The sequence below is a fragment of the Ruegeria sp. AU67 genome (assembly GCF_900312795.1).
In the GTDB taxonomy this organism is placed as follows: Bacteria; Pseudomonadota; Alphaproteobacteria; order Rhodobacterales; family Rhodobacteraceae; genus Ruegeria; species Ruegeria atlantica.
Map to the genome: position 1 here is coordinate 83,656 of NZ_OMPH01000017.1, position 24,964 is coordinate 108,619.

General features: G+C 58.3%; 25 protein-coding genes. 19 read left to right on the plus strand and 6 right to left on the minus strand.

What is annotated here, in order from left to right; all coding sequences use genetic code 11:
- Positions 1–47: 47 nt before the first annotated feature.
- Complete coding sequence (locus DK510_RS06345) at positions 48–3,437, minus strand: DUF3971 domain-containing protein (RefSeq protein ID WP_234998959.1); 3,390 nt, start codon at positions 3,435–3,437, stop codon at positions 48–50.
- 68 nt (positions 3,438–3,505) lie between these two features.
- On the opposite strand from DK510_RS06345, the gene DK510_RS06350 reads away from it, so the two are divergent.
- The 7 genes from DK510_RS06350 (at position 3,506) to DK510_RS06380 (ending at position 9,530) form a co-directional block, all read left to right on the plus strand.
- On the plus strand, positions 3,506–3,967 hold the full coding sequence (locus tag DK510_RS06350) for a peroxiredoxin (protein WP_109311389.1): 462 nt from the start codon (positions 3,506–3,508) through the stop codon (positions 3,965–3,967).
- A gap of 85 nt (positions 3,968–4,052) precedes the next feature.
- On the plus strand, positions 4,053–4,868 hold the full coding sequence (locus DK510_RS06355; RefSeq protein WP_109311390.1) for a ferritin-like domain-containing protein: 816 nt from the start codon (positions 4,053–4,055) through the stop codon (positions 4,866–4,868).
- Positions 4,869–5,046: 178 nt separating this feature from the next.
- Positions 5,047–6,372, plus strand: a complete 1,326-nt coding sequence (locus DK510_RS06360; RefSeq protein ID WP_109311391.1) for a M23 family metallopeptidase — start codon at positions 5,047–5,049, stop codon at positions 6,370–6,372.
- On the plus strand, positions 6,362–6,862 hold the full coding sequence (locus DK510_RS06365; RefSeq protein ID WP_058273990.1) for a polymer-forming cytoskeletal protein: 501 nt from the start codon (positions 6,362–6,364) through the stop codon (positions 6,860–6,862). The genes DK510_RS06360 and DK510_RS06365 overlap by 11 nt, the downstream gene beginning before the upstream one ends.
- A gap of 117 nt (positions 6,863–6,979) precedes the next feature.
- Positions 6,980–7,789: a zinc-dependent peptidase gene (locus tag DK510_RS06370; protein WP_109311392.1), complete on the plus strand. Its 810-nt coding sequence runs from the start codon at positions 6,980–6,982 to the stop codon at positions 7,787–7,789.
- 123 nt (positions 7,790–7,912) lie between these two features.
- Positions 7,913–8,602 carry an aquaporin Z gene (gene aqpZ, locus DK510_RS06375; protein ID WP_109311393.1) on the plus strand — a complete coding sequence of 230 codons (690 nt, stop codon included), beginning with the start codon at positions 7,913–7,915 and terminating at the stop codon, positions 8,600–8,602.
- Between the two features lie 85 nt (positions 8,603–8,687).
- Positions 8,688–9,530, plus strand: coding sequence for an alpha/beta fold hydrolase (locus DK510_RS06380; RefSeq protein WP_109311394.1), 843 nt, complete (start codon positions 8,688–8,690; stop codon positions 9,528–9,530).
- Between the two features lie 39 nt (positions 9,531–9,569).
- On the opposite strand, the gene DK510_RS06385 is transcribed toward DK510_RS06380, so the two are convergent.
- Positions 9,570–10,118, minus strand: a complete 549-nt coding sequence (locus tag DK510_RS06385; RefSeq protein ID WP_109311395.1) for a peptidylprolyl isomerase — start codon at positions 10,116–10,118, stop codon at positions 9,570–9,572.
- Entirely contained in the window at positions 10,111–10,617 is a 507-nt protein-coding gene (locus DK510_RS06390; RefSeq protein WP_108860369.1) for a peptidylprolyl isomerase, read from the minus strand. Before DK510_RS06390 ends, DK510_RS06385 begins: the two co-directional genes overlap by 8 nt.
- A 136-nt stretch (positions 10,618–10,753) precedes the next feature.
- Here DK510_RS06390 and pgk point away from each other — a divergent pair, with 136 nt between their 5' ends.
- The 7 genes from pgk (at position 10,754) to DK510_RS06425 (ending at position 17,047) form a co-directional block, all read left to right on the plus strand.
- Positions 10,754–11,944 (plus strand): phosphoglycerate kinase, encoded by a 1,191-nt coding sequence (gene pgk / locus DK510_RS06395; RefSeq protein ID WP_109311396.1) that lies wholly within the window; start codon positions 10,754–10,756, stop codon positions 11,942–11,944.
- A gap of 61 nt (positions 11,945–12,005) precedes the next feature.
- Complete coding sequence (locus DK510_RS06400; protein WP_058277516.1) at positions 12,006–12,350, plus strand: lysozyme inhibitor LprI family protein; 345 nt, start codon at positions 12,006–12,008, stop codon at positions 12,348–12,350.
- A gap of 165 nt (positions 12,351–12,515) precedes the next feature.
- Positions 12,516–12,815: a septum formation initiator family protein gene (locus DK510_RS06405; protein ID WP_199913500.1), complete on the plus strand. Its 300-nt coding sequence runs from the start codon at positions 12,516–12,518 to the stop codon at positions 12,813–12,815.
- Between the two features lie 161 nt (positions 12,816–12,976).
- The gene (gene pdhA / locus DK510_RS06410; RefSeq protein ID WP_058273998.1) at positions 12,977–13,966 is read left to right on the plus strand and encodes a pyruvate dehydrogenase (acetyl-transferring) E1 component subunit alpha; all 990 of its coding nucleotides are present in this window, start codon (positions 12,977–12,979) and stop codon (positions 13,964–13,966) included.
- Between the two features lie 15 nt (positions 13,967–13,981).
- Positions 13,982–15,349 carry a pyruvate dehydrogenase complex E1 component subunit beta gene (locus DK510_RS06415; RefSeq protein WP_109311397.1) on the plus strand — a complete coding sequence of 456 codons (1,368 nt, stop codon included), beginning with the start codon at positions 13,982–13,984 and terminating at the stop codon, positions 15,347–15,349.
- 14 nt (positions 15,350–15,363) lie between these two features.
- Positions 15,364–16,662 (plus strand): pyruvate dehydrogenase complex dihydrolipoamide acetyltransferase, encoded by a 1,299-nt coding sequence (locus DK510_RS06420; protein WP_109311398.1) that lies wholly within the window; start codon positions 15,364–15,366, stop codon positions 16,660–16,662.
- 175 nt (positions 16,663–16,837) lie between these two features.
- A complete protein-coding gene (locus DK510_RS06425) occupies positions 16,838–17,047 on the plus strand; it encodes a hypothetical protein (protein WP_160116470.1) in 210 nt (69 codons plus the stop codon).
- Between the two features lie 6 nt (positions 17,048–17,053).
- Here DK510_RS06425 and cysE read toward each other — a convergent pair whose 3' ends face one another.
- The gene (cysE, locus tag DK510_RS06430) at positions 17,054–17,863 is read right to left on the minus strand and encodes a serine O-acetyltransferase (protein WP_108860363.1); all 810 of its coding nucleotides are present in this window, start codon (positions 17,861–17,863) and stop codon (positions 17,054–17,056) included.
- Between the two features lie 84 nt (positions 17,864–17,947).
- Here cysE and DK510_RS06435 point away from each other — a divergent pair, with 84 nt between their 5' ends.
- From DK510_RS06435 to DK510_RS06445, 3 genes are all read left to right on the plus strand, one after another.
- Positions 17,948–18,238 (plus strand): TraR/DksA family transcriptional regulator, encoded by a 291-nt coding sequence (locus DK510_RS06435; protein ID WP_370246211.1) that lies wholly within the window; start codon positions 17,948–17,950, stop codon positions 18,236–18,238.
- A 175-nt stretch (positions 18,239–18,413) separates the two neighbouring features.
- Positions 18,414–18,815, plus strand: a complete 402-nt coding sequence (locus DK510_RS06440; RefSeq protein ID WP_160116471.1) for a hypothetical protein — start codon at positions 18,414–18,416, stop codon at positions 18,813–18,815.
- A gap of 105 nt (positions 18,816–18,920) precedes the next feature.
- Complete coding sequence (locus DK510_RS06445; protein WP_160116472.1) at positions 18,921–19,292, plus strand: hypothetical protein; 372 nt, start codon at positions 18,921–18,923, stop codon at positions 19,290–19,292.
- 270 nt (positions 19,293–19,562) lie between these two features.
- Here DK510_RS06445 and DK510_RS06450 read toward each other — a convergent pair whose 3' ends face one another.
- Both DK510_RS06450 and DK510_RS06455 read right to left on the minus strand, forming a co-directional pair.
- A complete protein-coding gene (locus DK510_RS06450; RefSeq protein WP_109311402.1) occupies positions 19,563–20,792 on the minus strand; it encodes an L-rhamnose isomerase in 1,230 nt (409 codons plus the stop codon).
- A gap of 11 nt (positions 20,793–20,803) precedes the next feature.
- Positions 20,804–22,843: a bifunctional rhamnulose-1-phosphate aldolase/short-chain dehydrogenase gene (locus tag DK510_RS06455; RefSeq protein WP_234998963.1), complete on the minus strand. Its 2,040-nt coding sequence runs from the start codon at positions 22,841–22,843 to the stop codon at positions 20,804–20,806.
- Between the two features lie 249 nt (positions 22,844–23,092).
- On the opposite strand from DK510_RS06455, the gene DK510_RS06460 reads away from it, so the two are divergent.
- Positions 23,093–23,896 (plus strand): DeoR/GlpR family DNA-binding transcription regulator, encoded by an 804-nt coding sequence (locus tag DK510_RS06460; RefSeq protein ID WP_109311471.1) that lies wholly within the window; start codon positions 23,093–23,095, stop codon positions 23,894–23,896.
- Between the two features lie 49 nt (positions 23,897–23,945).
- Complete coding sequence (gene rhaS, locus DK510_RS06465) at positions 23,946–24,944, plus strand: rhamnose ABC transporter substrate-binding protein (protein WP_200833219.1); 999 nt, start codon at positions 23,946–23,948, stop codon at positions 24,942–24,944.
- Positions 24,945–24,964 lie beyond the last annotated feature (20 nt).

A 24,964-nucleotide genomic window follows, 5' to 3' on the forward strand; every position in this document is an offset into this window, starting at 1 on the left:
GCCGCGCCATACAATTCCGCATCGGAATCAGCAACAGCCCATCCGGGTCAATTGTCCCGTGGTGGAGAGCCAAAGGTCTTTTTAGGCTCATCCGGCTTTCTCGGCAGCGCGTTGGGACCATCTGATACAGTCGGGGCCGGTGCGCGCAGCAAATTGCGTAGGAACAGTGGAGCAAGGCCAGACAGCGGATTTACGGAAACTTGTGGCTTCGTAAGCGGCCCGGTCAGACTGTAGTTAAACCCGATGACCCCCTCGCCCTTTTTTGTAAAAACACTTCCGATTGCATTCACCAGATAGATCGGAGAGATCGCACCACGCAGGTTCAGCATGCCCGCAACCGTGTCGATCGTGCCGTCAAAGGACAAGCCGATGGACGGGCCAACGGCACTGCCGCTGAGGACTTTGATTTCGGTCGGGGTGATCCGCATGCGGCTATCGATAGTCGAGAAAAAGATCCCCTGCCCGGTCATCTCGTCCAAAAGTCCAACAAGACTGATCGCGTCCAATAGCGCAGCCATTGCCGGTGCGTCGGTAATGCGTGTGTTTAATATCTTGAGGATCACATCATAATTCCCCGGCGCGCTGACCGGTTCCAATTGCAAGTCCAAACTGCCGCCACGCGCCTGGGTGATCACACCAGCTGACCGCAGGACGGCCCCCGCGTCCTTCGACTTTATGTTCACGGCGCTACCGCTGTCACGCGGGCTCACTTGGCCGCTGACCGCCGTGCCGCCGTTTACGTTGGCCGTAAAGGAGCCGTTCACCCCGCCTGTAGTTTGAAACCCGCCCCGGAACCCGGTCAGTGCAATGTCTTCAGTCACCTGCAGGCGGTCCAACAGAACATCGATCCTTGGACCGGGGCCCGACCCTCCTCCTCCTCCGCCACCGCCCGCGCCAAAGGTTGCGCGGCCCAGATTCATGACACCGCCCTGAACAACGATATTGGGGACAGGTCCGCCGGTGTTGATCAATTCGGCCGGCACCGCCAGCCAGTTGCCCAGATCAAACGAACTGAACCGTATCCGGTCAAAAGCCCCCCCGTCCCGGAAGAAGATCGAGGCTTTAGTGCGCAGCCCCGCGACATCAAGCGTCAGATCATCCACTTTGGGCTTTTCACCCAGCGTGGCGTCCAGTTTCATCTTTCCGTTCGCCCCCGTCCGTTTGCGCCAACCAAGTTCAGGAATCGCCATCCCGACCCCTGCAAGGTCCGAGGTCGCAGAGAGTGTGACTGGTTCATCCGCGCCGATTCCAACGGTGATATCCGCTGTGCCTTTTCCAGTCAGCATGCCCGGCGGTAGCGGCACCTTCAGTTCACTCATCAGCAGCGGCGACAATTCGATCTGGCCCGTCAGTTCGCTGCGCTGCGGGCCGTCTCCGCCAATGGGCTGACGCCACGCGACTTGCATAGGCACCTGGCCGAACGAGCCATAGCCGTCGATCTCTACCTCGGTCTGATTGCCGGACAGGTTCAAAAGGTCAGCGCTGACCGAATAGTCAGGTACAAGTTTGTCGCTTTGCACATTGTCGATTTCACCGGTGTAGTGGAATTCGGTGTCGTGAAACTTCAGCCCCTTTTTCAGCGGCAATGACAAGGTGCCTGACAAGCTTACGTCACCAGCCGCCAGATCGACCGGCAAGTTGGCTTTGGACATCAGGCTTAGTGGTGGTCGGTCCAGCAGCGACAGGGCGGCCTCGACGCTGCCGCTCGCCTCGATCCGAGCAATCGCCGGTGTTCCGCCCTTGGCAGTTGTGTCCGGGATGATGAACGAAGTTCCCGAAGCATCCACCGCGCCACCCTGATCGGCGATGACAACCCCTTTTTCAGCCGTGACGGTAAAGCGATCTTTCAGCAGGCTAAGCCGGCCCCGCCCGTCCTGGATCAGCGGCAAGGTCTTGGCAAACCTGATCTTGGCGTCATCGAACCCAAGGCCCAAATAGAGGTCCGGCTTACTGCCCGGATGCAAGCGTAGTGAAAACTCCACATCCGAAAACTGACCTTCGAACAGGTTTTCCGACACCCATTTCCGCGGGTTCGGCGCCAATCTTTCGGGCCAGTATCGCAACAGGTTCTCGGACCCCATCTTGTCCAGTTGCGCATCAAACGCGGCATCCCAGCCGTCGGGCTGACCGATCAACCTGCCCGTTGCGTGCAATTCGTGCAGGGCATCCGTGATCGTCAACTGCCCCAGCTGCAGCTCGAACGGCGCAAGCTTGAGTTGAAAATCCACATCCGCCCGCGCGGTTTCCAGCGATTCCGGGAACAGACCACCGGGGTAGATATCGATACTGTTCAGGGTCAACTGTGACGTCAGGCTTTCAAGAACACCGTTTTCGACCCCGTTCAAATAGGCTTTGCCTTCGGCCTGCACGGCCCCCACATCGGACACGACCGAGGCCTCGTTGAATTCCAGAACATGACGCGCAGGGTCATAGGTGAAATAAGCGCGCGCGGATTCGAACCCGATCGGGCGCGTCTCGGGTCTGGGCTGCAGGACACCCTCGCCCAGGTTCAACGTCGCAAAAAGCGGACCCAGCGCGGCCTGCCCATCGACACTGCCCCTTAACGCGCCGGAAATCGGAGCATTGAGCACCTGCAACCACGCCAGTGCAACGCTTTGGGTGGCGATGTCTTCCGAGGGAAGATCGGTGATCGAAACCCCAAAACTCGCCTGAGGTGTACCAAGAACACTGGTATAGTTTGCCTCGATCGTGCTGGCATAGTCGCGCCCGGTCAGCACCGAAAACCCGGTCGCCAGCCGCATTTCATCACCGTCCCGGATAATCGAGATATGCCCGCCGTCAAACACCCAGGCCCGCCCCAGCCGCAGATCCTGATAGTCCAACGTCAGCGATTCCAGATCGACTGCTCGCAAACCTGACAGAAACGGGGACAGGAACACATCATCCGATTCCTCGATAAGCTGTGCCAGCGTCGGGGCCTTTTGCACCGGGGCACTGCCTGACCCAACTGTCAGCGACAGCGCACCGTCCTCACCACGGGTCAAAGCAATCTGCGCGCCCAGCATAGTGATCCGCCGCGGTCTGATCTTACCGCGCAGCAATTCGCGCATCGACAGGCGTGTTCGCAAATCCGATATCTGAGCGATCTGATGACCCGCTGCATCGCTGATAGTCACATCCGTCAATCGGATTCGCGGGCGCCACTTATCGTTGACGATAAAGCTGGCGTCCCCAAAGGTGAATTTCAAACCGCCAAGGCTGCGTTCAAGACGCGCTTCTACTTTCTGCGTGACCCATTCCGGCGCGTGCAGCTGTTTTCCGATCAGAAAGAACCAGCCCGCTCCGACCAGCAGGCACATTAAAAACAGGGTTCCAATGCTCCAGCGCGCGGCGATACGACGGCGTGACCGGCGGCGGACAGGCGTCTCGGGCCGGTCGACACTTGCATCTTCGTGCTGAGCCAATTTTTTATCCAAGTCTTTCAACCCGCTCGCGTCGCCCTATTATGCCGGGCAGCACTTAAAATCCTTTAGCGGAGTTTCCAATGCCCGACGTGACAGACATCGCCCCTGATTTCACATTACCCCGCGACGGCGGCGGCGAAGTGACCCTTTCGGACCTGCGCGGCGGTGCCGTCGTTCTGTTTTTCTATCCCCGCGATGATACGCCGGGCTGCACCAAGGAATCCATCGGTTTCTCGGAACAACTTCAGGCCTTTGCAGATGCGGGGGCTCAAGTTTTCGGCATCTCGCGGGACAGCGTCGCCAAGCACGACAAATTTGTCGCCAAGCACAGCCTGACGACCCCGCTGTTGTCGGACGAAGGGTCTTCGGTCTGCGAGGATTATGGCGTCTGGGTTGAAAAGAACATGTACGGCAAGAAATCCATGGGAATTCAGCGCGCGACCTTTCTGATCGACAGCGAAGGCAAGATCGCCAGGGTCTGGCGCAAAGTCAAAGTCCCTGGCCATGTGGACGAGGTGCTTGAGGCTGCGCGCGCCCTGTGACCCTCTCGACCACGGCCGCCATCCGGTTTAAGAGCTGTCCACCTCAATCAACGGAGACAACGCGGTGTCCAAAACACTGACTCAGATGGCGACCGAAGTCCTGACAACAGCGGATGGTCGGGAAAAGACTGCCCTGTCCAAGCGCTATGCCGCCGCCTGGTTCGCATCGCGCAAGGGCGACGCGCCTGAGATTGAGGTGGGAACCGCAACTCCGCCGCTGAGCCCTGCCCGCCCGGAAAAGCCCGAGCTGCTGTCGCCGCGTGAGGTTCCAAAGCGCAAGCCCGGAACCGAGGCCGGGCGTATCGCCCTGCTTCACGCAGTTGCGCATATCGAGCTGAACGCCGTTGACCTGCATTGGGATATCATCGCGCGATTTGGCCACGTGCCGATGCCGATCGGGTTCTACGATGACTGGGTCAAATGTGCCGAGGAAGAATCGCGGCATTTTGAGATGGTCTGTGACTGCCTGGAAAGCATGGGCAGCCACTATGGCGCCCTACCCGCGCATGCTGGAATGTGGCGCGCGGCCGAAGACACCGCCGAAGACCTGATGGGACGGCTGGCGGTTGTCCCCATGGTGCTTGAGGCGCGCGGGTTGGACGCGACACCCGGCATGATCGACATGTTCCGCAAAGCCAAGGCCGAGCAAGCAATTGCTGCGCTCGAGGTCATCTATGCCGAAGAAGTGGGCCATGTGGCTTATGGATCAAAATGGTTCCATTTCCTGTGTGGGCGTGAAAACGCGGATCCCAAGGATGTGTTTCACCAATTGGTGCGCCAGTATTTCCATGGCGTCCTGAAGCCACCGTTTAACGAAGAAAAACGGGCCGAGGCCGGGCTGCCGCCGGATTTCTACTGGCCTCTGACTGAAGACTTGCCATTGCCGGGACAGACGCAATAACGGGCTTAAGTTGAAGGTATCGGCAATTTCTCGCCTAGAATCGGCGGCAAAGACCAGTAACGCAGGGTCGGTAAGTTAACAAACTTGCCCAAAACAAAATGCCGCTTTATGCACTTCGCCCAAGGGACGGCTATCACTCACGACCGCTCCCGATCATGGGGATGGAGAGGTAAGACGCGTGAGAACACGTCTGGCAATCAAATTACATTCATTGTTCGAGCGGCATTTTCCCGAACGCCGTGTCTTTCTGAAATCAGACAATGATACGCGATTCATTCGGCTAAGCTCGGAAACGCAAGTTGTCGCCGTCGCTGGCGTTGCACTGTTCGTGGGATGGACAGCCGTTGCGACCGCGATCCTTCTGATGGACAGCATCGGGTCGGGCAACTTTCGGGAACAGGCAAAACGCGATCAGGCGACCTATCAGGAACGTCTGAATATCATGTCCGCAGAACGGGACATGCGCGCGCAAGAGGCTCTGGCAGCTCAGGACCGGTTCAACGCCGCGCTAGAGCAGATTTCGGCCATGCAGTCAGAATTGTTGGCATCAGAAAACCGCCGCCGCGAGCTTGAGACCGGGATCGAAGTTATCCAGACTACACTGCGCGCCACCATGAAACAGCGCGAAGAAGCTCGGACAGAGCTGGTCAAGCTTGAGCAGGAAGCGGGCGAAGGCGACATTTACATGGCCGCCGTTGCCAACCCCGAGCAGATGAACTTTATGACCGAGGCGCTGTCCCGCACCGCTGAGGAACGCGACCAGATTGCCGCCAATGCGAAGGACGCGCTGGAACAGCGTGACGATCTTGAGTTGGAAATCCGGTTGATGCAGGAACGCAGCGACGAGATCTTCCGCCAGTTGGAAGAGGCGATGGTGATCTCGGTCGAACCACTGGACAAGATGTTCCGTCAGGCCGGCATGCCCACCGACCGCATCATCGAAGAAGTTCGCCGCGGCTATAGCGGCATGGGCGGCCCCCTAACCCCTATTTCTTTTAGCACGCGCGGTGAGGAACTGACCCCCGACGAGATCCGCGCAAATACTCTGTTGCAACAGATGGATCAGTTGAACCTGTATCGAATTGCAGCAGAGAAAGCGCCGTTTGCAAGCCCCGTCAATTCCGTCGTGCGATTCACGAGCGGTTACGGGACGCGCCGCGACCCCAAGACAGGTGGTCGCCGCATGCATAACGGCGCCGATTTCGCCGGTGCCCATGGCACCGACATTTTTGCCACCGCCGACGGTGTGGTCACCCATGCCGGCTGGCAGTCCGGGTTTGGACGGCTGGTAAAAATCAAGCACGCGTTCGGAATTGAGACAATTTATGCCCATAACACGAAGATACGCGTGAAGGTTGGTCAAAGGGTCTCGCGCGGGGATCATATTGCTGATATGGGTAGCACCGGACGGTCGACCGGCACGCACCTGCACTATGAAGTTCGCGTGAACGGAAAACCTGTTAACCCAATGACTTACATCAAGGCTGCGAGAAATGTTTTCTAAGAGCAAAATCAACGAGCCCTCGTCCACTGCACCCGAGGCGGCAAAACCCGCTGCACCGGCGACACCGGCGGCCCCTGCACCGGCAGAAAACAAGGCCAGCACCGCGCCCAAGCCCAAGCCACCGGCATCGGTTCTGTCTTCGGACCTGCACATCACGGGCAACCTGAAGACCTCGGGCGATATCCAGGTCGAAGGCACTGTCGAAGGCGACATCCGTGCGCATCTGCTGACAATCGGTGAGACCGCCACCATCAAAGGCGAAGTCACTGCCGATGACGTCGTGATCAACGGCCGCATCGTGGGCCGTGTCCGTGGCTTGAAAGTTCGCCTGACCTCGTCCGCACGTGTCGAAGGCGACATCATCCACAAGACCATCGCGATCGAAAGCGGTGCGCATTTCGAAGGATCGGTTCAGCGTCAGGACGACCCCCTGAACCCGGGCCGCAGCGGCAAGGCGGGCGCGAACCCGGCAGCCGAGGTCAAGCAGTAACGCTGACCACTGTCCAAAGTTTCAAACGCCGCGGGGAAACCTGCGGCGTTTTTCATTTGACGGGGACGATTGAGTTTTCCGGTTCCAACCGCCCGGCGCCTCCTTATAGTGACCTTTATGTTGTTCTTTTTCACCGCCTTGGCGCTTATCGCCGGTTTCGTACTGTATCGCTACTGGTCCAAGTCCCGGGCGCGCCAACAGCTTTTGTCCACGCCCCTGACAGACCACCAACGCATCCTCATCGAACAGCAAGTGCCTCTGATCCGCCGCCTGCCCCTTGACCTGCGTGTCAAACTGGACGGCAAGGTGAATCTGTTTCTGGATCAGGTTCGTTTCTTTGGTTGCGACGGGCTGGACGTAACCGAGGAGATGGAACTGGCCATCGCCGCGCAGGCCTGTTTGCTCATTGTGAACAGCGATCTTTGGTATGAAAACCTGACAACAATCCTGATCTACCCGAACGCTTTTAAGTCTCGGCAGCGCCGACAGGAAGGATACGTCGTCAGCGAGAAAGAAATCGTGCGCACCGGGGAAAGCTGGGACCGTGGGCCTGTCATTTTGTCATGGACCCACAGCAAGCTGGGCGCGCTGAACGACCATGACGGGCAGAATGTCGTATTGCATGAGTTTGCCCACCAGATAGACGATCTGTCCGGTGGTACCAACGGCGTTCCGATCCTGAGCGACGGGCAAAGCTTTGCCGAGTGGGAGCGTGTCTTTCTGACTGCCTATGACACCCTTGTCCGCGCCGTCGAAAGCGGGCGGCGCACCGTCATCGATGCGTACGGCGCGACCGGGCATGAAGAATTCTTTGCCGTTTCCGTCGAGGTATTCTTTGAAAAACCCCGCGACCTCAAATCCGAAGCACCGGAGGTCTATGACCAACTTGCCAAACTGTTCCGACTGGACCCGGTTACCTGGGGTTAGGCGTGTTTAGGCTCCCACCGCCTCACTCCTGACCACTGCCAGAGAAATTTCCCCTTATCCAAACATTTCACAAAACATCATTTTCGAATTAGTCTTAAATTAGTGTTTTCAGGAGGATTTTTCATGTCATCAAAACTCATGGCCGAGTTCTTCGGTACGTTCTGGTTGGTTCTGGGCGGTTGCGGCAGCGCCGTTCTGGCCGCCGGGGTCGCCGATGTGGGCATCGGCTGGCTGGGCGTTGCCTTTGCCTTCGGCCTCACCGTTCTGACAATGGCTTATGCCGTTGGGCATATCTCGGGCGGCCATTTCAACCCAGCAGTCAGCCTTGGGCTGATGATCGGGGGGCGGTTTCCGGCGAAGGACCTTATCCCCTATTGGATCGCTCAGGTCGTTGGCGCAATTGCTGCGGCTGCTGTCTTGTATCTGATCGTCAGCGGCGCGCCCGGCTTTGAAGGCGTGGGTGGGTTTGCCTCGAACGGATATGGTGAGGCATCACCCCAGGGCTATTCACTGATGTCCGCTTTGGTGATCGAGATCGTCATGACCGCGTTCTTCATCATCATCATCCTGGGGGCCACTTCCAGCGGCGCTCCTGCCGGGTTCGGCCCCATCGCCATCGGACTTGGATTGACATTGATCCACCTGATCTCGATCCCGGTGACCAACACATCCGTCAACCCGGCCCGGTCCACAGGGGTTGCTTTGTTCGCGGACGCGCCTGCCCTTGGGCAGCTCTGGCTATTCTGGGTCGCACCCCTGATCGGTGGCGCAATCGGCGCATTGATCTGGAAGGCGATGACAACAGACGACTAAAGGCCAAGCGGGGGATTATTTCCCCCGCTTTCCTCTTCCTTAGCTATCATCCCTGACGAGACGACGCGAAACCAGGGAGGTAGACATGCTTCGAACACTGATGGTCACTGCGATAACGTTGACCGCGACAGCGGGACTGGCACAGGCTGCCTGGCTGACAATCCCCGAAACACCGGCCATGCCCGAGGCCGCGTCCAGTAGTACCGCCAGCGTTAATGGCATCGACATGTATTGCGCCACCTATGGATCGGCAGAGGGCACACCCGTCCTGTTGATCCATGGCGGTCTTGCGCATGGCGATATCTGGGCAGCACAAGTGGCTGATCTGGCCAGCGACCACAGCGTGATTGTGGCAGATACCCGAGGGCATGGCCGGTCAACCAATGACGGCAGCACCTACAGCTATGAATTGCTGGCGCAGGACTATCTGGCGCTGCTGGATCATCTGAATGTCGAACAAGTGCATCTGGTTGGATGGTCGGATGGTGCCAACATTGGCTACACGATTTCGACCACTGCGCCTGACCGTCTTGCCAGCCATTTCGCCCATGCGGGCAATGTCACGCTGGATGGGATCGATCCTTCAGTAGAAACCAACGAAGTCTTCGGTTCTTACGTCGGAATGATGGCCGGGGACTATGCCGCCATGTCCCCCACCCCGGACGGGTTCGAAGCGTTCCTGGGCGGTGTCGCGGCCATGTGGGCCACGGAAAAGCCCGGCGGGCTTGAGGGGCTGCAATCGGTGACCGTGCCCACTCTGGTCGTGCAGAGCGAACATGACGAGGCCATCCTTACCGAACACTCGCAAGCGATTGCCGAGACGATCCCTGATTCTGATCTTCTGATTTTGAAAGACGTTAGTCACTTTGCGTCGTTTCAAGACCCGGATGCATACACGCAAGCGATCAGAGGCTTCATCGACCAATGACGAAAAACCCGGCGCTGGTGCCAGCGCCGGGTTCAAGGATTATTCGGTGACGGTGACTTTTTTCATCACGTCCGGCTGGCCGATAATGGCACCGTTCTGGCCCTCACCGCGTTTGATCGCGTCAACCACGTCCATGCCGTCGGTCACCTGACCAACAACCGTGTACTGGCCGTTCAGGAAGGGGCCCGGTTCGAACATGATAAAGAACTGTGAGTTGGCGCTGTTGGGGTCTTGCGCCCGCGCCATGCCAACCACGCCCCGGTCGAATTCGAAATCAGAAAACTCGGCCGGAAGGTCTGCACGGTCGGAACCGCCTGTGCCGGCGCGGCGCATGTCGCCACCCAAACGGCCATGTTCCACGTCGCCGGTCTGCGCCATGAAGCCGTCAATCACGCGGTGAAATACCACGCCATCGTACTTGCCTTCATTGGCCAGAGCAGCGATCTGCTCAACATGTTTCGGAGCAATATCATCGAACAGGTCGATGGTGACAGTGCCATTGGCCCCCTCACCTTCGATCTCGACCTCAAGACCCGTGGCCAGCGCAGGGCTGGCCAACAAGGCAAAAGCGGCAGCCAGCTTATACATCAGCCGCCACCTTGACACTGATCATCCGATCAGGGCTCGCTGGTGGCTCGCCTCGTACGATGGCGTCCACATGCTCCATTCCGTCGATGACACGGCCATAAACAGTGTACTGGCCGTTCAGGAAATGGTTGTCGCCGAAGTTGATGAAGAACTGCGAGTTCGCCGAATCCGGGTTCTGTGAGCGGGCCGCACCCAAAGTGCCACGATCATGGGGCAGCTTCGAGAACTCGGCCGGAACGTTGGGCAGAGACGATCCGCCGGTGCCCGCCATGCGCAGGTTGAACCCGTCTTCCATGTCGCCATGTTGCACGTCGCCGGTTTGCGCCATGAACCCGTCGATCACACGGTGAAAGGCCACGTTGTCATATTCGCCATTGCGCGCCAGTTCCTTCATGCGGGCGCTGTGCTGCGGTGCCACGTCAGGCAGCAGCTCAATGACGACATTGCCGCCTTTGAGTTCGACGATGATTGTGTTTTCGGGATCCTTGATCTCGGCCATGAGGCCCTCCTGTCGTTTTATCTTGCGCAAATACCTATGCGCAGGGCGCGCGAATGCCAAGTGACGCATTGACCTGAGGGCAAAATGCAGGAAAAGAACCGCCTAAGTCACTTTCACATTTGTCGAGGATTGCGCGATGGGCTGGAAAACACTGGACGACATGGACCTGAACGGCAAACGCGTGCTGGTGCGCGTGGATATCAACGTGCCGGTGGTCGACGGGGTCGTGACCGACGCCACCCGTATTGAGCGCATCGTGCCGACCGTTAAGGACATCTTGGCCGCTGGCGGCAAGCCCATCCTGCTGGCGCATTTCGGACGCCCGGGAGGAGAGCGTCGCCAGAACCTGTCGCTGAAGCAGCTTGTTCCGACGCTGGAGACGGCCTTTGGCACCAAGGTTCGGTTCGGCGATGACTGCGTGGGGATCGAGGCGGAAACCGCTGCGGCAAACCTAGGTGCTGGCGAGGTGCTCTTGCTGGAAAACACGCGCTTTCACGCTGCGGAAACCAAGAACAGCCCTGAACTGGCTGCTGGCATGGCAAAGATGGGCGATGTGTACTGCAACGATGCCTTCTCGGCCGCGCACCGCGCGCACAGCTCGACCGAGGCGCTGGCCCGTCTTCTGCCCGCCTGCGCGGGCCGCCTGATGCAGCAAGAGCTGAGCGCGTTGGAAGCCGCGTTAGGCGCGCCTAAACGCCCGGTCACTGCGGTTGTCGGCGGTGCCAAGGTTTCGACCAAGCTGGACCTGTTGGGCAACCTGATCGAAAAGGTGGATTACCTGATTATTGGCGGTGGCATGGCGAACACGTTCCTCGTCGCGCAAGGCGTAAACGTCGGCAAGTCACTGGCAGAAACCGCGATGAAGGACACTGCCGCCGAGATCTTGGCCAAGGCTGAAACAACCGGCTGCCAGATTGTCCTGCCTCGCGACGTCGTGGTTGCCGAAAAGTTCGAGGCCCACGCCCCCAGTCAGATCCTGCCAGCTAATCAATGCCCCGAAGACAGCATGATCCTTGACGCTGGTCCGGAAACCGTTGCGGAAATCACTGCGATTTTCGACAAGAGCCAAACGCTTATCTGGAACGGCCCGCTGGGTGCATTCGAGATTGAACCATTCGATGCCGCCACCAACGCGGCGGCCCTGAAAGCGGCTGAGCTGACACGGTCCGGACAGCTTGTGTCGGTCGCAGGCGGCGGTGACACGGTCGCTGCGCTGAATGCGTCCGGTGCTGCCAAGGACTTTTCATACATCTCGACTGCAGGGGGTGCCTTCCTGGAATGGATGGAAGGCAAAACGCTGCCCGGTGTTGCGGCACTGGATCAGTAACCCCTATCTGTCTGGCAATCGGCATTCATGGTACTCTCTTCGTCAAACCGGGAGATGCACCATGAAAGCTGTTGCCGTCCTTGCCACCACCCTGCTGCCCGTCACGACATATGCGCAATCCCACTGCAACGGGCACACACAGCTCGATCTCAATTTTTGCGCCAAAGAGAAATGGGAAGTGGCAGATCAGGATCTGAACAGCCTTTGGTCAGAGATCAAACCCTTATCGGACACGCGTGGTGATGGCCAAGCCCTGCTGACCGAGCAACGCGCCTGGCTGAAACGTCGTGACGCGACCTGTGACCCCGAGCTGGAAAGCGACGGTAGCGCGGCCCCTATGTTTTATTGGGCCTGCATGGAAGAACAAACCCTGCAGCGCAATCAAGCGCTTGAGGCCTGGCGATAGCCACTTTTCACCCCAGCCAAATTCATCGGGCGAACATGTTTTTTCTGCTGATCATGAAAAATTGCGAATCGAGGGATTCACAAGCCGAATCACCTGTGACATAGTGCAGACAGATGTCCGAAAAGGGCACGTTTTTGAGGCAGACTTCATACGGCGGTAAACAGAGTGTCCCGTTCCCATCGGCCCGGTTTGGGCTCAGTTGTATTCTTCATGGTGGCTTTCACGCTGGGTGTTTATTTCACCTTCGCCGCCGTGCAGGGCGACTATGGCCTGTTCCGACGGGTCGAGATTGCAGCGGAACGGGACGCCCTGTCGCGCGACCTGGCCAAACTTGACGCCGAAATCACGGAAATGGAAAACCTGACGCGCCGCCTGTCGGACAATTACCTGGATCTGGATCTTCTGGATCAGCAGGCGCGGTCCGTGCTGGGCATGATCCGCTCGGATGAGATCGTCATCCGCTGATCCCTAGCTGTCGATGCCACCCCACGGGGTAACCGCATGATCACGCGCTGAATTCTGCCTTGCGGGACGCTGCGTCACATTTCCCCTCGCCAGAAAGCAACAAATGCTTTATGAGATAGTTTAACGCTAAACTATCTTGCCGAGAGGGGGAGATCGCCACAATGGCTGCGCGAAAAACCACAAAGAAACCAAATGTTTCTGCGGAAGAACTTACCGAATATTACCGTGAAATGCTGCTGATCCGCCGATTCGAGGAAAAGGCCGGTCAGCTTTATGGCATGGGTCTGATTGGCGGTTTCTGCCACCTCTATATCGGCCAAGAGGCCGTTGTTGTCGGCCTTGAGGCTGCGACCGAAGAAGGTGACAAGCGTATTACCTCTTACCGCGACCACGGCCATATGCTGGCCTGTGGGATGGATCCGGGTGGCGTGATGGCCGAGCTGACCGGTCGCATTGGTGGTCTGTCCAAAGGCAAGGGCGGCTCGATGCACATGTTCTCGAAAGAGAAGCATTTCTATGGCGGCCACGGCATCGTTGGCGCACAGGTTCCGCTGGGTGCGGGTCTGGCATTTGCCGACAAATACAAAGGCAACGGTCGTGTGACCTTTACCTATTTCGGTGACGGTGCAGCGAACCAGGGTCAGGTCTATGAGACCTTCAACATGGCCGCCCTTTGGGACCTGCCCGTAGTGTTCGTGATCGAGAACAACCAATACGCCATGGGTACGGCGCAGGCGCGCTCGACCTCGACCAAGGATATCTACCACCGCGGCGAAGCGTTCGGTATCCCCGGTGAGATCGTCAATGGCATGGATGTACTTGCAGTCAAAGCCGCAGGGGAAAAGGCTGTCGCGCACTGCCGTGCAGGTAAAGGCCCCTATATCCTCGAGATCAAGACCTACCGCTACCGCGGCCACTCGATGTCCGACCCGGCCAAGTACCGCACCCGCGAAGAGGTTCAGAAGGTTCGTGAGCAAAGCGACCCGATCGAACATGTGCGCGAGCTGCTGCTGACCGGTAAACACGCGACCGAGGATGATTTGAAGGCGATCGACAAAGAGATCAAAGAGATCGTCAATCAAGCCGCCGAATTCTCGAAAGAAAGCCCCGAGCCTTCCGTCGAAGAGCTCTGGACCGACATTTACGCCTGAGAGGACGACTAAGACATGGCAACCGAAATTCTCATGCCCGCCCTTTCGCCCACAATGGAAGAGGGCACATTGGCCAAGTGGCTGATCAAGGAAGGCGACACCGTATCCAGCGGCGACATCATGGCCGAGATCGAAACCGACAAGGCGACAATGGAGTTCGAAGCCGTCGATGAAGGCATCGTCGGCAAGATCCTGATCGCCGAAGGCACCGAAGGGGTAAAAGTGAACACTCCTATCGCGGTGCTGGTTGAAGAAGGCGAAGACGCCTCCGCCATTCCCGCAGCTGCACCTGCGGCGGTGGCCGAGGCGGCCCCTGCGGCAGCAGAGACCGCTGCCCCTGCTGCAACTGCACCTGCCGCGCCTAAGGTGGATCTTTCCCCGGACTGGCCAGCAGATGCGCCGATGGAACAGCAGACCGTGCGTGAAGCTTTGCGCGATGCGATGGCCGAAGAAATGCGTGGTGACGAGGACGTCTACCTCATGGGCGAAGAAGTCGCCGAGTATCAGGGCGCTTACAAAATCAGCCAGGGCATGCTGGACGAGTTCGGCAGCAAACGCGTGATCGACACCCCGATTACCGAACACGGGTTTGCCGGCATCGCCGTCGGATCCGCCATGGCCGGACTGAAACCGATTGTCGAGTTCATGACCTTCAACTTCGCCATGCAGGCGATTGACCAGATCATCAACTCGGCTGCCAAGACGCTCTATATGTCCGGTGGTCAGATGGGTTGTCCTATCGTGTTCCGTGGTCCCAACGGTGCCGCTGCTCGCGTCGGTGCGCAGCACAGCCAGGATTACGCCGCGTGGTATATGCAAATACCGGGCCTGAAAGTGGTGATGCCCTATTCAGCAGCCGATGCAAAAGGTCTGTTGAAGTCGGCGATCCGCGATCCGAACCCGGTTGTGTTCTTGGAAAACGAAATCCTTTACGGTCGTTCTTTCGACATGCCGCAGGTGGACGATCTGACCGTCCCGCTGGGCAAGGCGCGTATCTGGCGCGAAGGCACGGACGTGACCATCGTCAGCTTTGGCATCGGCATGCAATATGCGCTTGAGGCCGCCGACAAGCTGGCCGAGGACGGTATCAGTGCCGAGGTGATCGACCTGCGCACTATCCGGCCAATGGACACAGGCGCGATTATCAACTCGGTGATGAAGACCAACCGTCTGGTGACCGTCGAAGAAGGCTGGCCACAAGGCTCGGTCGGCGGCTACATCTCATCCGTGGTGATGCAAGAGGCCTTCGACTATCTGGATGCGCCGGTCATTAACTGCACCGGCAAGGATGTCCCGATGCCTTACGCCGCGAACCTGGAAAAACTGGCCCTGATCACAACCGAAGAAGTGATCGCCGCCGTCAAACAAGTGACCTACCGATAAGGAGCGACAGACAGATGCCTACAGAAATTCTGATGCCCGCCCTGTCACCGACCATGGAGGAAGGCACGCTGGCCAAATGGCTGGTCAAGGAAGGCGATACCGTCTCGTCCGGCGACCTGCTGGCCGAGATTGAAACCGACAAGGCCACGATGGAATTCGAGGCCGTTGACGAAGGCGTGTTAGGAAAGATCCTGATCCCTGAGGGCACCGAAGGGGTCAAAGTCAACACTGCCATTGCGGTGCTGCTGGAAGATGGCGAAAGCGCGGATGACATTGCCGCAGCCCCTGCCGCTGCTCCTGCTGCTGCCGCGAGCAACGAGGCTGCCGCGCCAGCGGCACCCGAGGCGCCCGCCCCTGCTCCGGCTGCTCCGGCCAAGGCGGATGGCGGTCGGATCTTCGCATCTCCGCTGGCCCGCCGTATCGCGGCCCAGAAAGGTCTGGATCTGGCGCAGATCGCTGGTTCTGGCCCACATGGGCGGATCGTGAAAGCAGATGTCGAAGGCGCAACTGCAACTGCCCCGGCTCCGGCTGCCGCATCCGCACCCGCCGCTGCTGCACCGGCAGCCGCCGCAGCTCCGTCCGGTCCGTCCGCGGATGCTGTTGCCCGGATGTACGAAGGTCGCGACTACGAAGAGATCAAGCTTGACGGGATGCGCAAGACCATCGCTGCCCGCCTGTCCGAGGCCAAGCAGACGATCCCGCATTTCTACCTGCGCCGCGATATCAAGCTGGACGCGTTGCTCAAGTTCCGCAGCCAGCTGAACAAGCAGCTGGAGGGCCGTGGCGTAAAGTTGAGCGTCAACGACTTCATCATCAAGGCTGTCGCCAACGCGCTGCAACAGGTTCCCGCCTGCAACGCTGTCTGGGCCGGTGACCGGGTTCTGCAATTGAAACCCTCGGACGTGGCGGTCGCGGTCGCGATCGAAGGCGGTCTGTTCACACCGGTTCTGCAGGACGCCGACACCAAGTCGCTGTCCGCATTGTCGGCTGAGATGAAGGACCTCGCCGGTCGCGCGCGTGAGCGCAAGCTGGCCCCGCATGAATATCAGGGCGGCACCTTCGCGGTCTCGAACCTTGGCATGTTCGGCATCGACAATTTCGATGCCATCGTGAACCCGCCGCACGCGGGCATCTTGGCAGTGGGAACCGGGCTGAGAAAACCGGTTGTCGGCGATGACGGTGAACTGACAGTAGCTACTGTTATGTCGGTCACAATGTCCGTCGATCACCGTGTCATTGACGGTGCGCTTGGTGCCCAGTTGCTGCAAGCCATTGTGGACAAACTGGAAAACCCGATGGTCATGCTGGCCTAAGGAAAAATTAGGGTCGCGCCGATACCAGACCGTCGCGGCCCAACCAGATCACAACTGTCATGTGAGCGCTTGTGATCACCGCGCGTGTTGCGCCGGTACCTACCCTCAACTACCTTGTCTGAAGGAAAATAACGGACACAGGTGCCCTATGACTTCTACCTATTCGGTAAACTTTTTGCTGGTTGCAGCCCTTGTGTTTGGTTTGCCGACGGTTGCGTCGGCGAAGCCCAATACCTATCCGGGCGAACATTCCACCTTCAGTTCTGATCCAGCCGAAACGGCTAAACGTGAAGCTGAACGCGCGAAAAGGAAAGAAGAACGCAAAAAGCGGCGTGAAGAACAGCGGCTCAAGCGGTCGATCAAAAAGAACGACCGCTTGAATTGACTTAAGTTACTGGTCTTTGCCCAGCATGTGGTCCATCGAGATCGACGGCTGATCACACCCGGCCTCTCCGACGATCTTCGCCGGAATCCCGGCCACGGTTTTGCAAGCAGGAACTTCCTGCAGCACCACGGAACCCGCAGCGATGCGACTGCAATGGCCGACTAAGATATTCCCCAGAACCTTGGCACCCGCGCCGATCAGGACACCGTCGCCAATTGTGGGGTGCCGTTTTTCTTCTTCTTTTCCGGTCCCGCCAAGAGTCACCGAATGCAACATCGAAACGTTGTCCCCGACAACGGCCGTTTCACCGATCACGATGGAATGCGCGTGGTCGATCATGATCCCCTTGCCGATCTTTGCCGCAGGGTGAATATCGATCCCGAAAATCTCAGACGAGCGCATCTGGAAGAAATATGCCAGATCATGCCGCCCTTTGCGCCACAACCAGTGCCCCACGCGATATGCTTGCATGGCCTGATACCCTTTGAAGTACAGGATTGGCTGCAACAGACGGTGGCAAGCCGGATCGCGTTCATAGACAGCCATCAGATCCGCGCGCGCGGCCTCGATCAGCGAGGCGTCGTTGGCATAGGCTTCGTCCACGATCTCACGCAGCACCATCATCGACATTTCGTTCGAGCACAGCTTGGCCGCAATCCGGTAGGACAGTGCCCGCTCCAGGCTGCGGTGATGCAAAATACAGGCATGCACCAGCCCGCCCATCAAAGGCTCGATTTCGACGGCCGTCTGAGCTTCGGTCGTGATGCGATCCCAAACAGGGTCTACGGTGGTCACATGACTGCGCGTTTCGAACATGGCTTTTCATCCTTTGCTGCGCCTAGAGTGCCATTTAGTTGTAAAATCACCAAACGCAAACCCGTGATCTGCAGGGCAACGAAAATGAATGAAACCCAGTTAGAGGATTTCGAAGCCTGTATCCGCGCGCGATTGGACGAATTGGCCGCGCATTCTGCGCTTGGCACCGAGGCACAGGCAGTTGTTGAATTGGACCAACAGGCCGTCGGGCGGCTCAGCCGGATTGACGCCCTGCAAAATCAGGCCATGGCCAAAGCTCAGCAAGCAAATCGTGATATCGAAACACGCCGGTTGTCAGTGGCCCTGACCCGAATAAAAGATGGAGAATTCGGGTATTGCGAGGATTGCGGTGAAGAGATTCGGCGGGTCGTCTGAACCTTGATCCAGCGGCCAGCAAGTGCGTCAGCTGCGCATCCGGGTAACGCGGAATTGAACCAGGCATCGCAAAGATCAGACATCAAGCGCCAATGAGAACGATGGACTCGCGAGCCTTCCGGAGTATGTGGAACATGTCGGCCCGCGCAAATGGCGGGAAGAGAAAGAGCGGCGATTGGCAGACCGTGAAGCCCACGTAGGTAATCGCGAGAAACAAGCGGCGACCGTGATACAGACCGCAAAGGCCGTCGCGGAGGGCGACCCCAAAACGCTGGGGGAGATGACGCAGCCTGATTGGAAATCTATCGCCGCGCGCTTGTTTGGAAGAGCATTTGTTGCATTGCGCAAAAAAGCCCGCGAGGAGGCAAGGCAAGAAGCACGAGCTGAGGTGCAGACGCATTTTGAGGAGATCAAAGCGGCGGACGACGCAATTGTCGCAGCGTCGGCCTCCCTTCCGGACCGCGCAAAGAAAGAGATAATCAAGGTGCGCCGGTCATTGGTGGGGCGCATCACGACACTCAAGCGCGCGATCAATAAATGGCACCAACCAGGGCAAAACAAGAATCCCGAGGTTTGAGGGCGTCAAACTCCCCTCAAACTTTTTTCTCGCTAAAGACCAATGAACATACCTGATGAGTGTCGGAGGCGGCGCTAAGCCCCAACCGGCATTCAAAGGGAGCAAGTGTTCCTAAATTATCACGGTAAACAAGAGGGACTTCTAATGAACCTAACGACAAATCTCTCCTCGGCGCAATTGCGCGCGCTCGGGATCATTGCAGACATCGGCAAAACGCAAGCCGAGGAAGCAGCAAAAATCATGAAGGCCTTTGCGGATACGCTGCCTGCATTCCTTGAAGCCGCGACTGAAGACGAAGCCTTCAGGCGCAAAGTCTTTGCGCTCTTTGAAGCCGTTGCCAAAATCGGCGCAGCCAAAAAGATGCAACGTCATCCGCTTCGTCCCGCAGGCATCAACCAAGAGGTTGAATCACTGCGGGAAACGAAGAAGAGCAAGCCGACGGTGAAGGCGAGACCAGATCCGGAACCCAAGGGGTAAGCGGCTAAAGGCAAGCACAACGAACAGAAAAAGGGCGCGGATCAAACCGTGCCCTTCTTCGCTCTGTTGGTAGTTGTTACCTCAGAAGGTCAGGGAAGGATTGTGTCGAAAGCAGACCTTCGCTGCGTAAACCTAAAAGGTGGGCAATGCGGACAATACGGCCGCTCAATGGTCACCGGCACAACGACCGCTTTCTTTCGAATGCAATCTTGGCGTTCTTTCCAACGTAGATTGTCCAGAAGGAGACTTTCCACAAAATTGGGCCGTACCTCAGCGACCCGCTACAGTGGCCTGATAAGCGTCAAGCTCAGTGATCAGCTCAGTACCTGTAGGCGCGCCGTTTCTGGCGCAAAATTCAGACCACACCGCTCCGTAGGGTAGGTCCTTCAGTTCCTCTGTCACAACAAACCGGCTTGTGAAATCCAGCGCGTCCTCCGCTGCTCGCAAGCGATCCCAGGGCTTCAGAAGCGCCTGCAGAAGCGCCTTTTGCATGTTGCGCGTGCCGATCACCCAAGCGGCCGTGCGACTGATCGTGGCGTCGAAGAAATCAAGCCCGATATGGGTCTTGCCCAACAGGTCGCAGCTGACCAGTTCATGCGCCATCGCCAGGATGTCATCGTTCAGCATGATCACATGGTCGCTGTCCCAACGCATAGGGCGCGACACGTGCAGCAGAAGCTCATCCAGAGACAGGGCCACGGCGCTCAGTTTGTCGGCGATATTCTCGGTCGGGTGGAAGTGCCCCATGTCGAGGCACAGCAGTGTCTTGTTGCGGATCGCATAGCCCATGTAGAACTCATGGCTGCCCACCGTGCAGGCCTCGACCCCGATGCCGAAAAGCTTGGATTCGACCGCATCCAGCATATCCGATTTCGCCTCGGCCAGCATGGTGTCGAGCGAGGCCTCAAGCCGGGCCCTTGCCGCCATACGGTCGATAGGAAGGTCCTTGAACCCATCCGGAACCCAAATGTTGTTGATGCAGGGTGAACCAAGCGCGGCTCCCATCTGCGCCGCGATGTCCCGCGTGCGTTTCCCATGTTCGATCCAAAAGTCTCTGATGCCCTTGTCGGGGTGCGCCAACGTCAGGTTGTCGTCGGCCTTTTTATGGGCAAAGAAGGTCGGGTTGAAATCCAGCCCGATGCCGATGCCCTTGGCCCAGTCGACCCATGCCGCGAAATGGCGGTACTCGATCTCATCCCGGTCCGGGGTATCGTCTGTGTCCATGTACATCGCGTGCAGGTTCAACCGATGTGACCCGGGGATTTTTGCGTAGGCAAACTCAAGATCCGCCCGCAGTTCGTCGGGGTTGCGGGCCCGGCCCGGATGGTTTCCGGTTGCCTGAATGCCCCCGCCCGACGTGCCGGTCCGGTTTTCGAACCCGACCACGTCATCGCCTTGCCAACAGTGAACGGAAATCGGGATGTCCCTCAGAGCCTCGATCGCAGCATCAGTGTCGACGCCCCAGTCAGCGAATTGCGCTTTGGCGCTCTCATAGCTCATGGACCGTCTCCCTATCGCGTGAAGGCCTGAACGTTGCCCGCATCAACGTTCAGAATGTTACCCGTGGATTTGGCCGACGTCTCGGCGGCGAAGAAATAACAGGCCTCGGCGATATCTTCCGGCAGGACTGAGCGTTTCAGCATGGATCGGTTGCGGTACATCTCTTCCAACCCCTCCTTGTCCGTGCCGTAGGTCGAAGCCCGCTGGTCCAGCCAATCGCCTTCCCAGATCTTGGAACCCCGCAACACCGCATCCGGGTTCACAACGTTGACCCTGATCCCGGCCTCAGCACCTTCCAGCGCAAGGCAACGGGCCAAGTGGATTTCCGAGGCCTTCGCCGTGCAATAGGCCGAGGCATTGGGCGAGGCGGCAAGCCCGTTTTTCGAGGCCACGAAAACGATAGATCCTCCCATGTCCTGCACCCTCATGATCTTGAAAGTTTCCCGGCTGACGAGGAAATACCCCGTGGACAAGATGTCCATGTTCTTGTTCCAAAGGTCGAGGGACGTTTCCTCAACCGGGGCAGAGGATGCGATCCCGGCGTTCGAGACAAGGATGTCGATGCCGCCAAATTCGACGGATGTTTCAGCCAAAGCGTGGGCCACGGAATTTTCATCCGTGACGTCCATCAGGACGGTGCACACGATGTCCTTGCCGAACTGCTGGGTCAAGACCCCTTCCGTCGCGGTGAGGCTGTCGGGATTGATGTCGGCCAGCATGACACAGGCGCCCTCGGACAGGTAACGTTCTGCCGTTGCCGACCCTATGCCACCGGCGCCGCCGGTGACCAGCGCGACGCGACCAGCCAGCGATTTTGGTTTCGGCATGCGCTGCAACTTGGCTTCTTCCAACAGCCAGTATTCAATGTCAAAAGCTTCCTGCTCTGGCAGGCCGCAGTATTCGCTGACGGCACTTGCCCCGCGCATAACATTGATCGCGTTGACGTAGAATTCGCCGGAAATGCGGGCCGTGCCCTTGTCCTTGGCAAAGGTGATCATGCCGACCCCGGGGATCAGGTAGACAACCGCGTTGGGGTCCCTAAGTGCAGGCGAATTATCGTGTTTGCAACGGTTGTAGTAGGCCGTGTAGTCCTCACGATAGGCCGCGACTTGCGCGAGCAGGCCTTCAAGCACTGCGTCGATGTTGTTCTGGGCCGGGTCGAAGCCGACGACCAAAGGGCGGATCTTAGTGCGCAGGAAATGGTCGGGGCAGGACGTGCCAAGGGCCGCCAGCGCCTCCATGTCCTTAGAATTCACGAACTCAAGCACCGAGTCGCTGTCGTTGAAATGCCCGACCATGTGCTGGTTGCCACTGACAAAGCCACGGATCGCGGGCATCAGCCGGGCGGCAATGGCCCGCCTACCTTCTTGAGCGAGGCTCTCGTGGTCCGCTCCGCCAAAGGCCGGAACATCGGCGGTCTTTTCGGCCAACCACTTGGTCGCGACGTTGATCACGTCGATGGTGCCGTAATAGCAGTCTTTCGCTGTGTCAGCCCACGTGAACAATCCGTGACTTTCAAGGACAACGCCATCGGCATCCGGGTTTTCCAGGCAGAACTTTTCAAGCCACAAGCCCAGTTCATACCCCGGCCGTTTCCACGGCAGCCAACCGATCCGGTCACCGAAAATTTCCTGGGTCAGCTCCTTCGAATTCTTCGACGCTGCGATCGCAATAATCGCGTCGGCGTGGACGTGATCGACATGTTTGCGCGGCACATAGGCGTGCAAGGGCGTGTCAATTGAGGCCGCGCGCGGGTTCAGTTTGAAGGTGCAGTGGGGCAGATAGCCGGCCATTTCATCTTCAAACTCGACCCCGCGATAAAGCCCCTTCAGCGCGTGCAGCTTGTCCATGTATAGCGTGGAGAAGCCGTCAAATTTCATGGATCCGATGTCACCGCCGGAACCCTTGACCCAGAGCACCTCGACCTCTTTGCCGGACAGTGGGTCGGTTTCCATGACCTTCGCAGAGGTATTGCCACCGCCATAGTTTGTGACGCGCTTATCTGATCCCAGCGTGTTGGAGCGATAGAGAAGCAGTTCCGATTCGGACATACCACCTGCCACAGCATCATCCCAGCGGTTCTCAAGAAGCTGATTTTCGATGGATTTCAACGTTCTGCCCTCCTCACGGATGCAGTGGTCGGTACTGCACCATCGCGTTTAGGCTTAGTAGTGTGCATCGTTATGTCAATCAAAAACAATCATAAACAATCATTGTTAGGTGAATAATGATTGAAAGTGATCGAATATGATTGACAGCTGCGACGAATCTGCGCAGCGTGGAGTGAATTGGAGGTGGCTTTGCACGAAAAAGAACGCCATAGGATCATCATTTCAGCGGTGCAGGATCGCCCCGTCGTGACGGTTGGGGACCTGTGCACCTTGACCGGTGTGTCCGAAGCCACCATCCGACGCGACATTTCAACACTTCACATGAAACAGAAGGTACGCCGTGTCAGAGGCGGCGCTGAGGCCATAACGCCACCGCAGTTCGCCGGGCTGGCCGGCCGTCCGTTTGTCGTCAACGAAACCATGAATATCGCAGAGAAGCAGGCGATTGCCCGCGCGGCGGTTGAGATGTGTAGCGAAGGTGACAGCATCATCATCAACGGGGGCACAACGACCTTTCAGATGGTGCATCCGCTGGCCAGCCGCAGGATGCAGGTCTTTACCAATTCGTTCCCGATTGCCGAGCACCTGCTGAAGCATTCGAAGAACACGATCATGTTGTCAGGCGGCGCGATCTACCGGGAACAGAACATAATCTTGTCGCCCTTTGACAACGACGTGACCCGTAACTTCTATGCAAAGCGCATGTTCATGGGCGCGCAGGGGCTGGGCCCCATCGGCCTGATGGAGGCCGATCCTCTTCTGATCCAGGCAGAACAGAAACTGATCGGACAGGCGGATGAGCTTGTCGTTCTGGTCGACAGTTCGAAATTCGCGCAGCGCTCCAGCCTGGTGCTTTGCCAGTTGGAGCGAATTACGACCGTGATCACCGACGAAGGAATTCCTGACAAGGCGGCGGCCATGCTTGAGGCTGCCGATGTGAATCTGATCGTTGCCCAGTCGGGCAGCGTTCAAGAAAACGAGGTGGCCTCTTGACCGCCTCCGAAACCCGAGACCCAAACACGACTTTCTGGGAGGAACTATCATGAAGCGTCGTACTTTCACATCACTTGTCGCAGGGATGAGCCTTGCCGCCGGTATGTTTGGCACCACGGCGATGGCGCAGGACAACATGCGCATCGCTCTGGTCGTAAAAGCGCTTGGTATCGGCTTCTTTGAAGCGGCCGCCGAAGGCGCTGAAGAGGCTGCCGGAGAGCTTGGCAATGTCGAGATCATCTACACCGGCCCGACCGACACCACTGCGGAAGGTCAGATAGAGGTCATCAACTCCCTGATCGCGCAAGGTGTCGACGCCATCGCGATTTCGGCAAACGACCCCGATGCACTTGTGCCGGCGCTGAAACGCGCGATGGACCGCGGGATCACCGTGATTTCCTGGGACTCGGGTGTGGCTGAAGGCGGGCGCCAGATGCACCTGAACCCATCCTCGACCCCGCTGATCGGCAACACGATCATCAAGCTTGCCGCGGATCACATGCCGGATGGTGGTGAAGTTGCGATCCTGTCGGCGTCGGCCACAGCAACCAACCAGAACGCCTGGATCGAGGCCGCGAAAGAGGTTCTTCCGAACTATGACGGCGTCGATCTGGTGGCCACCGTCTATGGCGACGACCTCAGCGACAAATCCTACCGCGAAGCACAGGGCCTCATGGCATCCTACCCTAACCTGAAGGCGATCGTCGCGCCAACGACCGTTGGCATCCTGGCGTCCTGCCAGGCGGTGACCGACGCGGGCAAGATCGGTGAGGTCAACGTGACCGGTCTGGGCCTCCCGTCCGAGATGGCAGGCTGTGTTGATAGCGGTGCAACCAAGAGCTTCGCGATCTGGAACCCGATTGACCTTGGCTACTCGGCCACCATGCTGGCGCATGCAATCGCCAACGGTGCTGAAACCGGTGCCGGTGCCGAAGTCTCGATGGGCCGCATGGGTTCGGTGACGCTGGATGACACCGGCTCGGCAGCCATGGCTGATCCGTTCACCTACGACAGCTCGAACATCGAACAGTTCAAGTCGATCTTCTAATCTGAACGACGTGTCAGGGC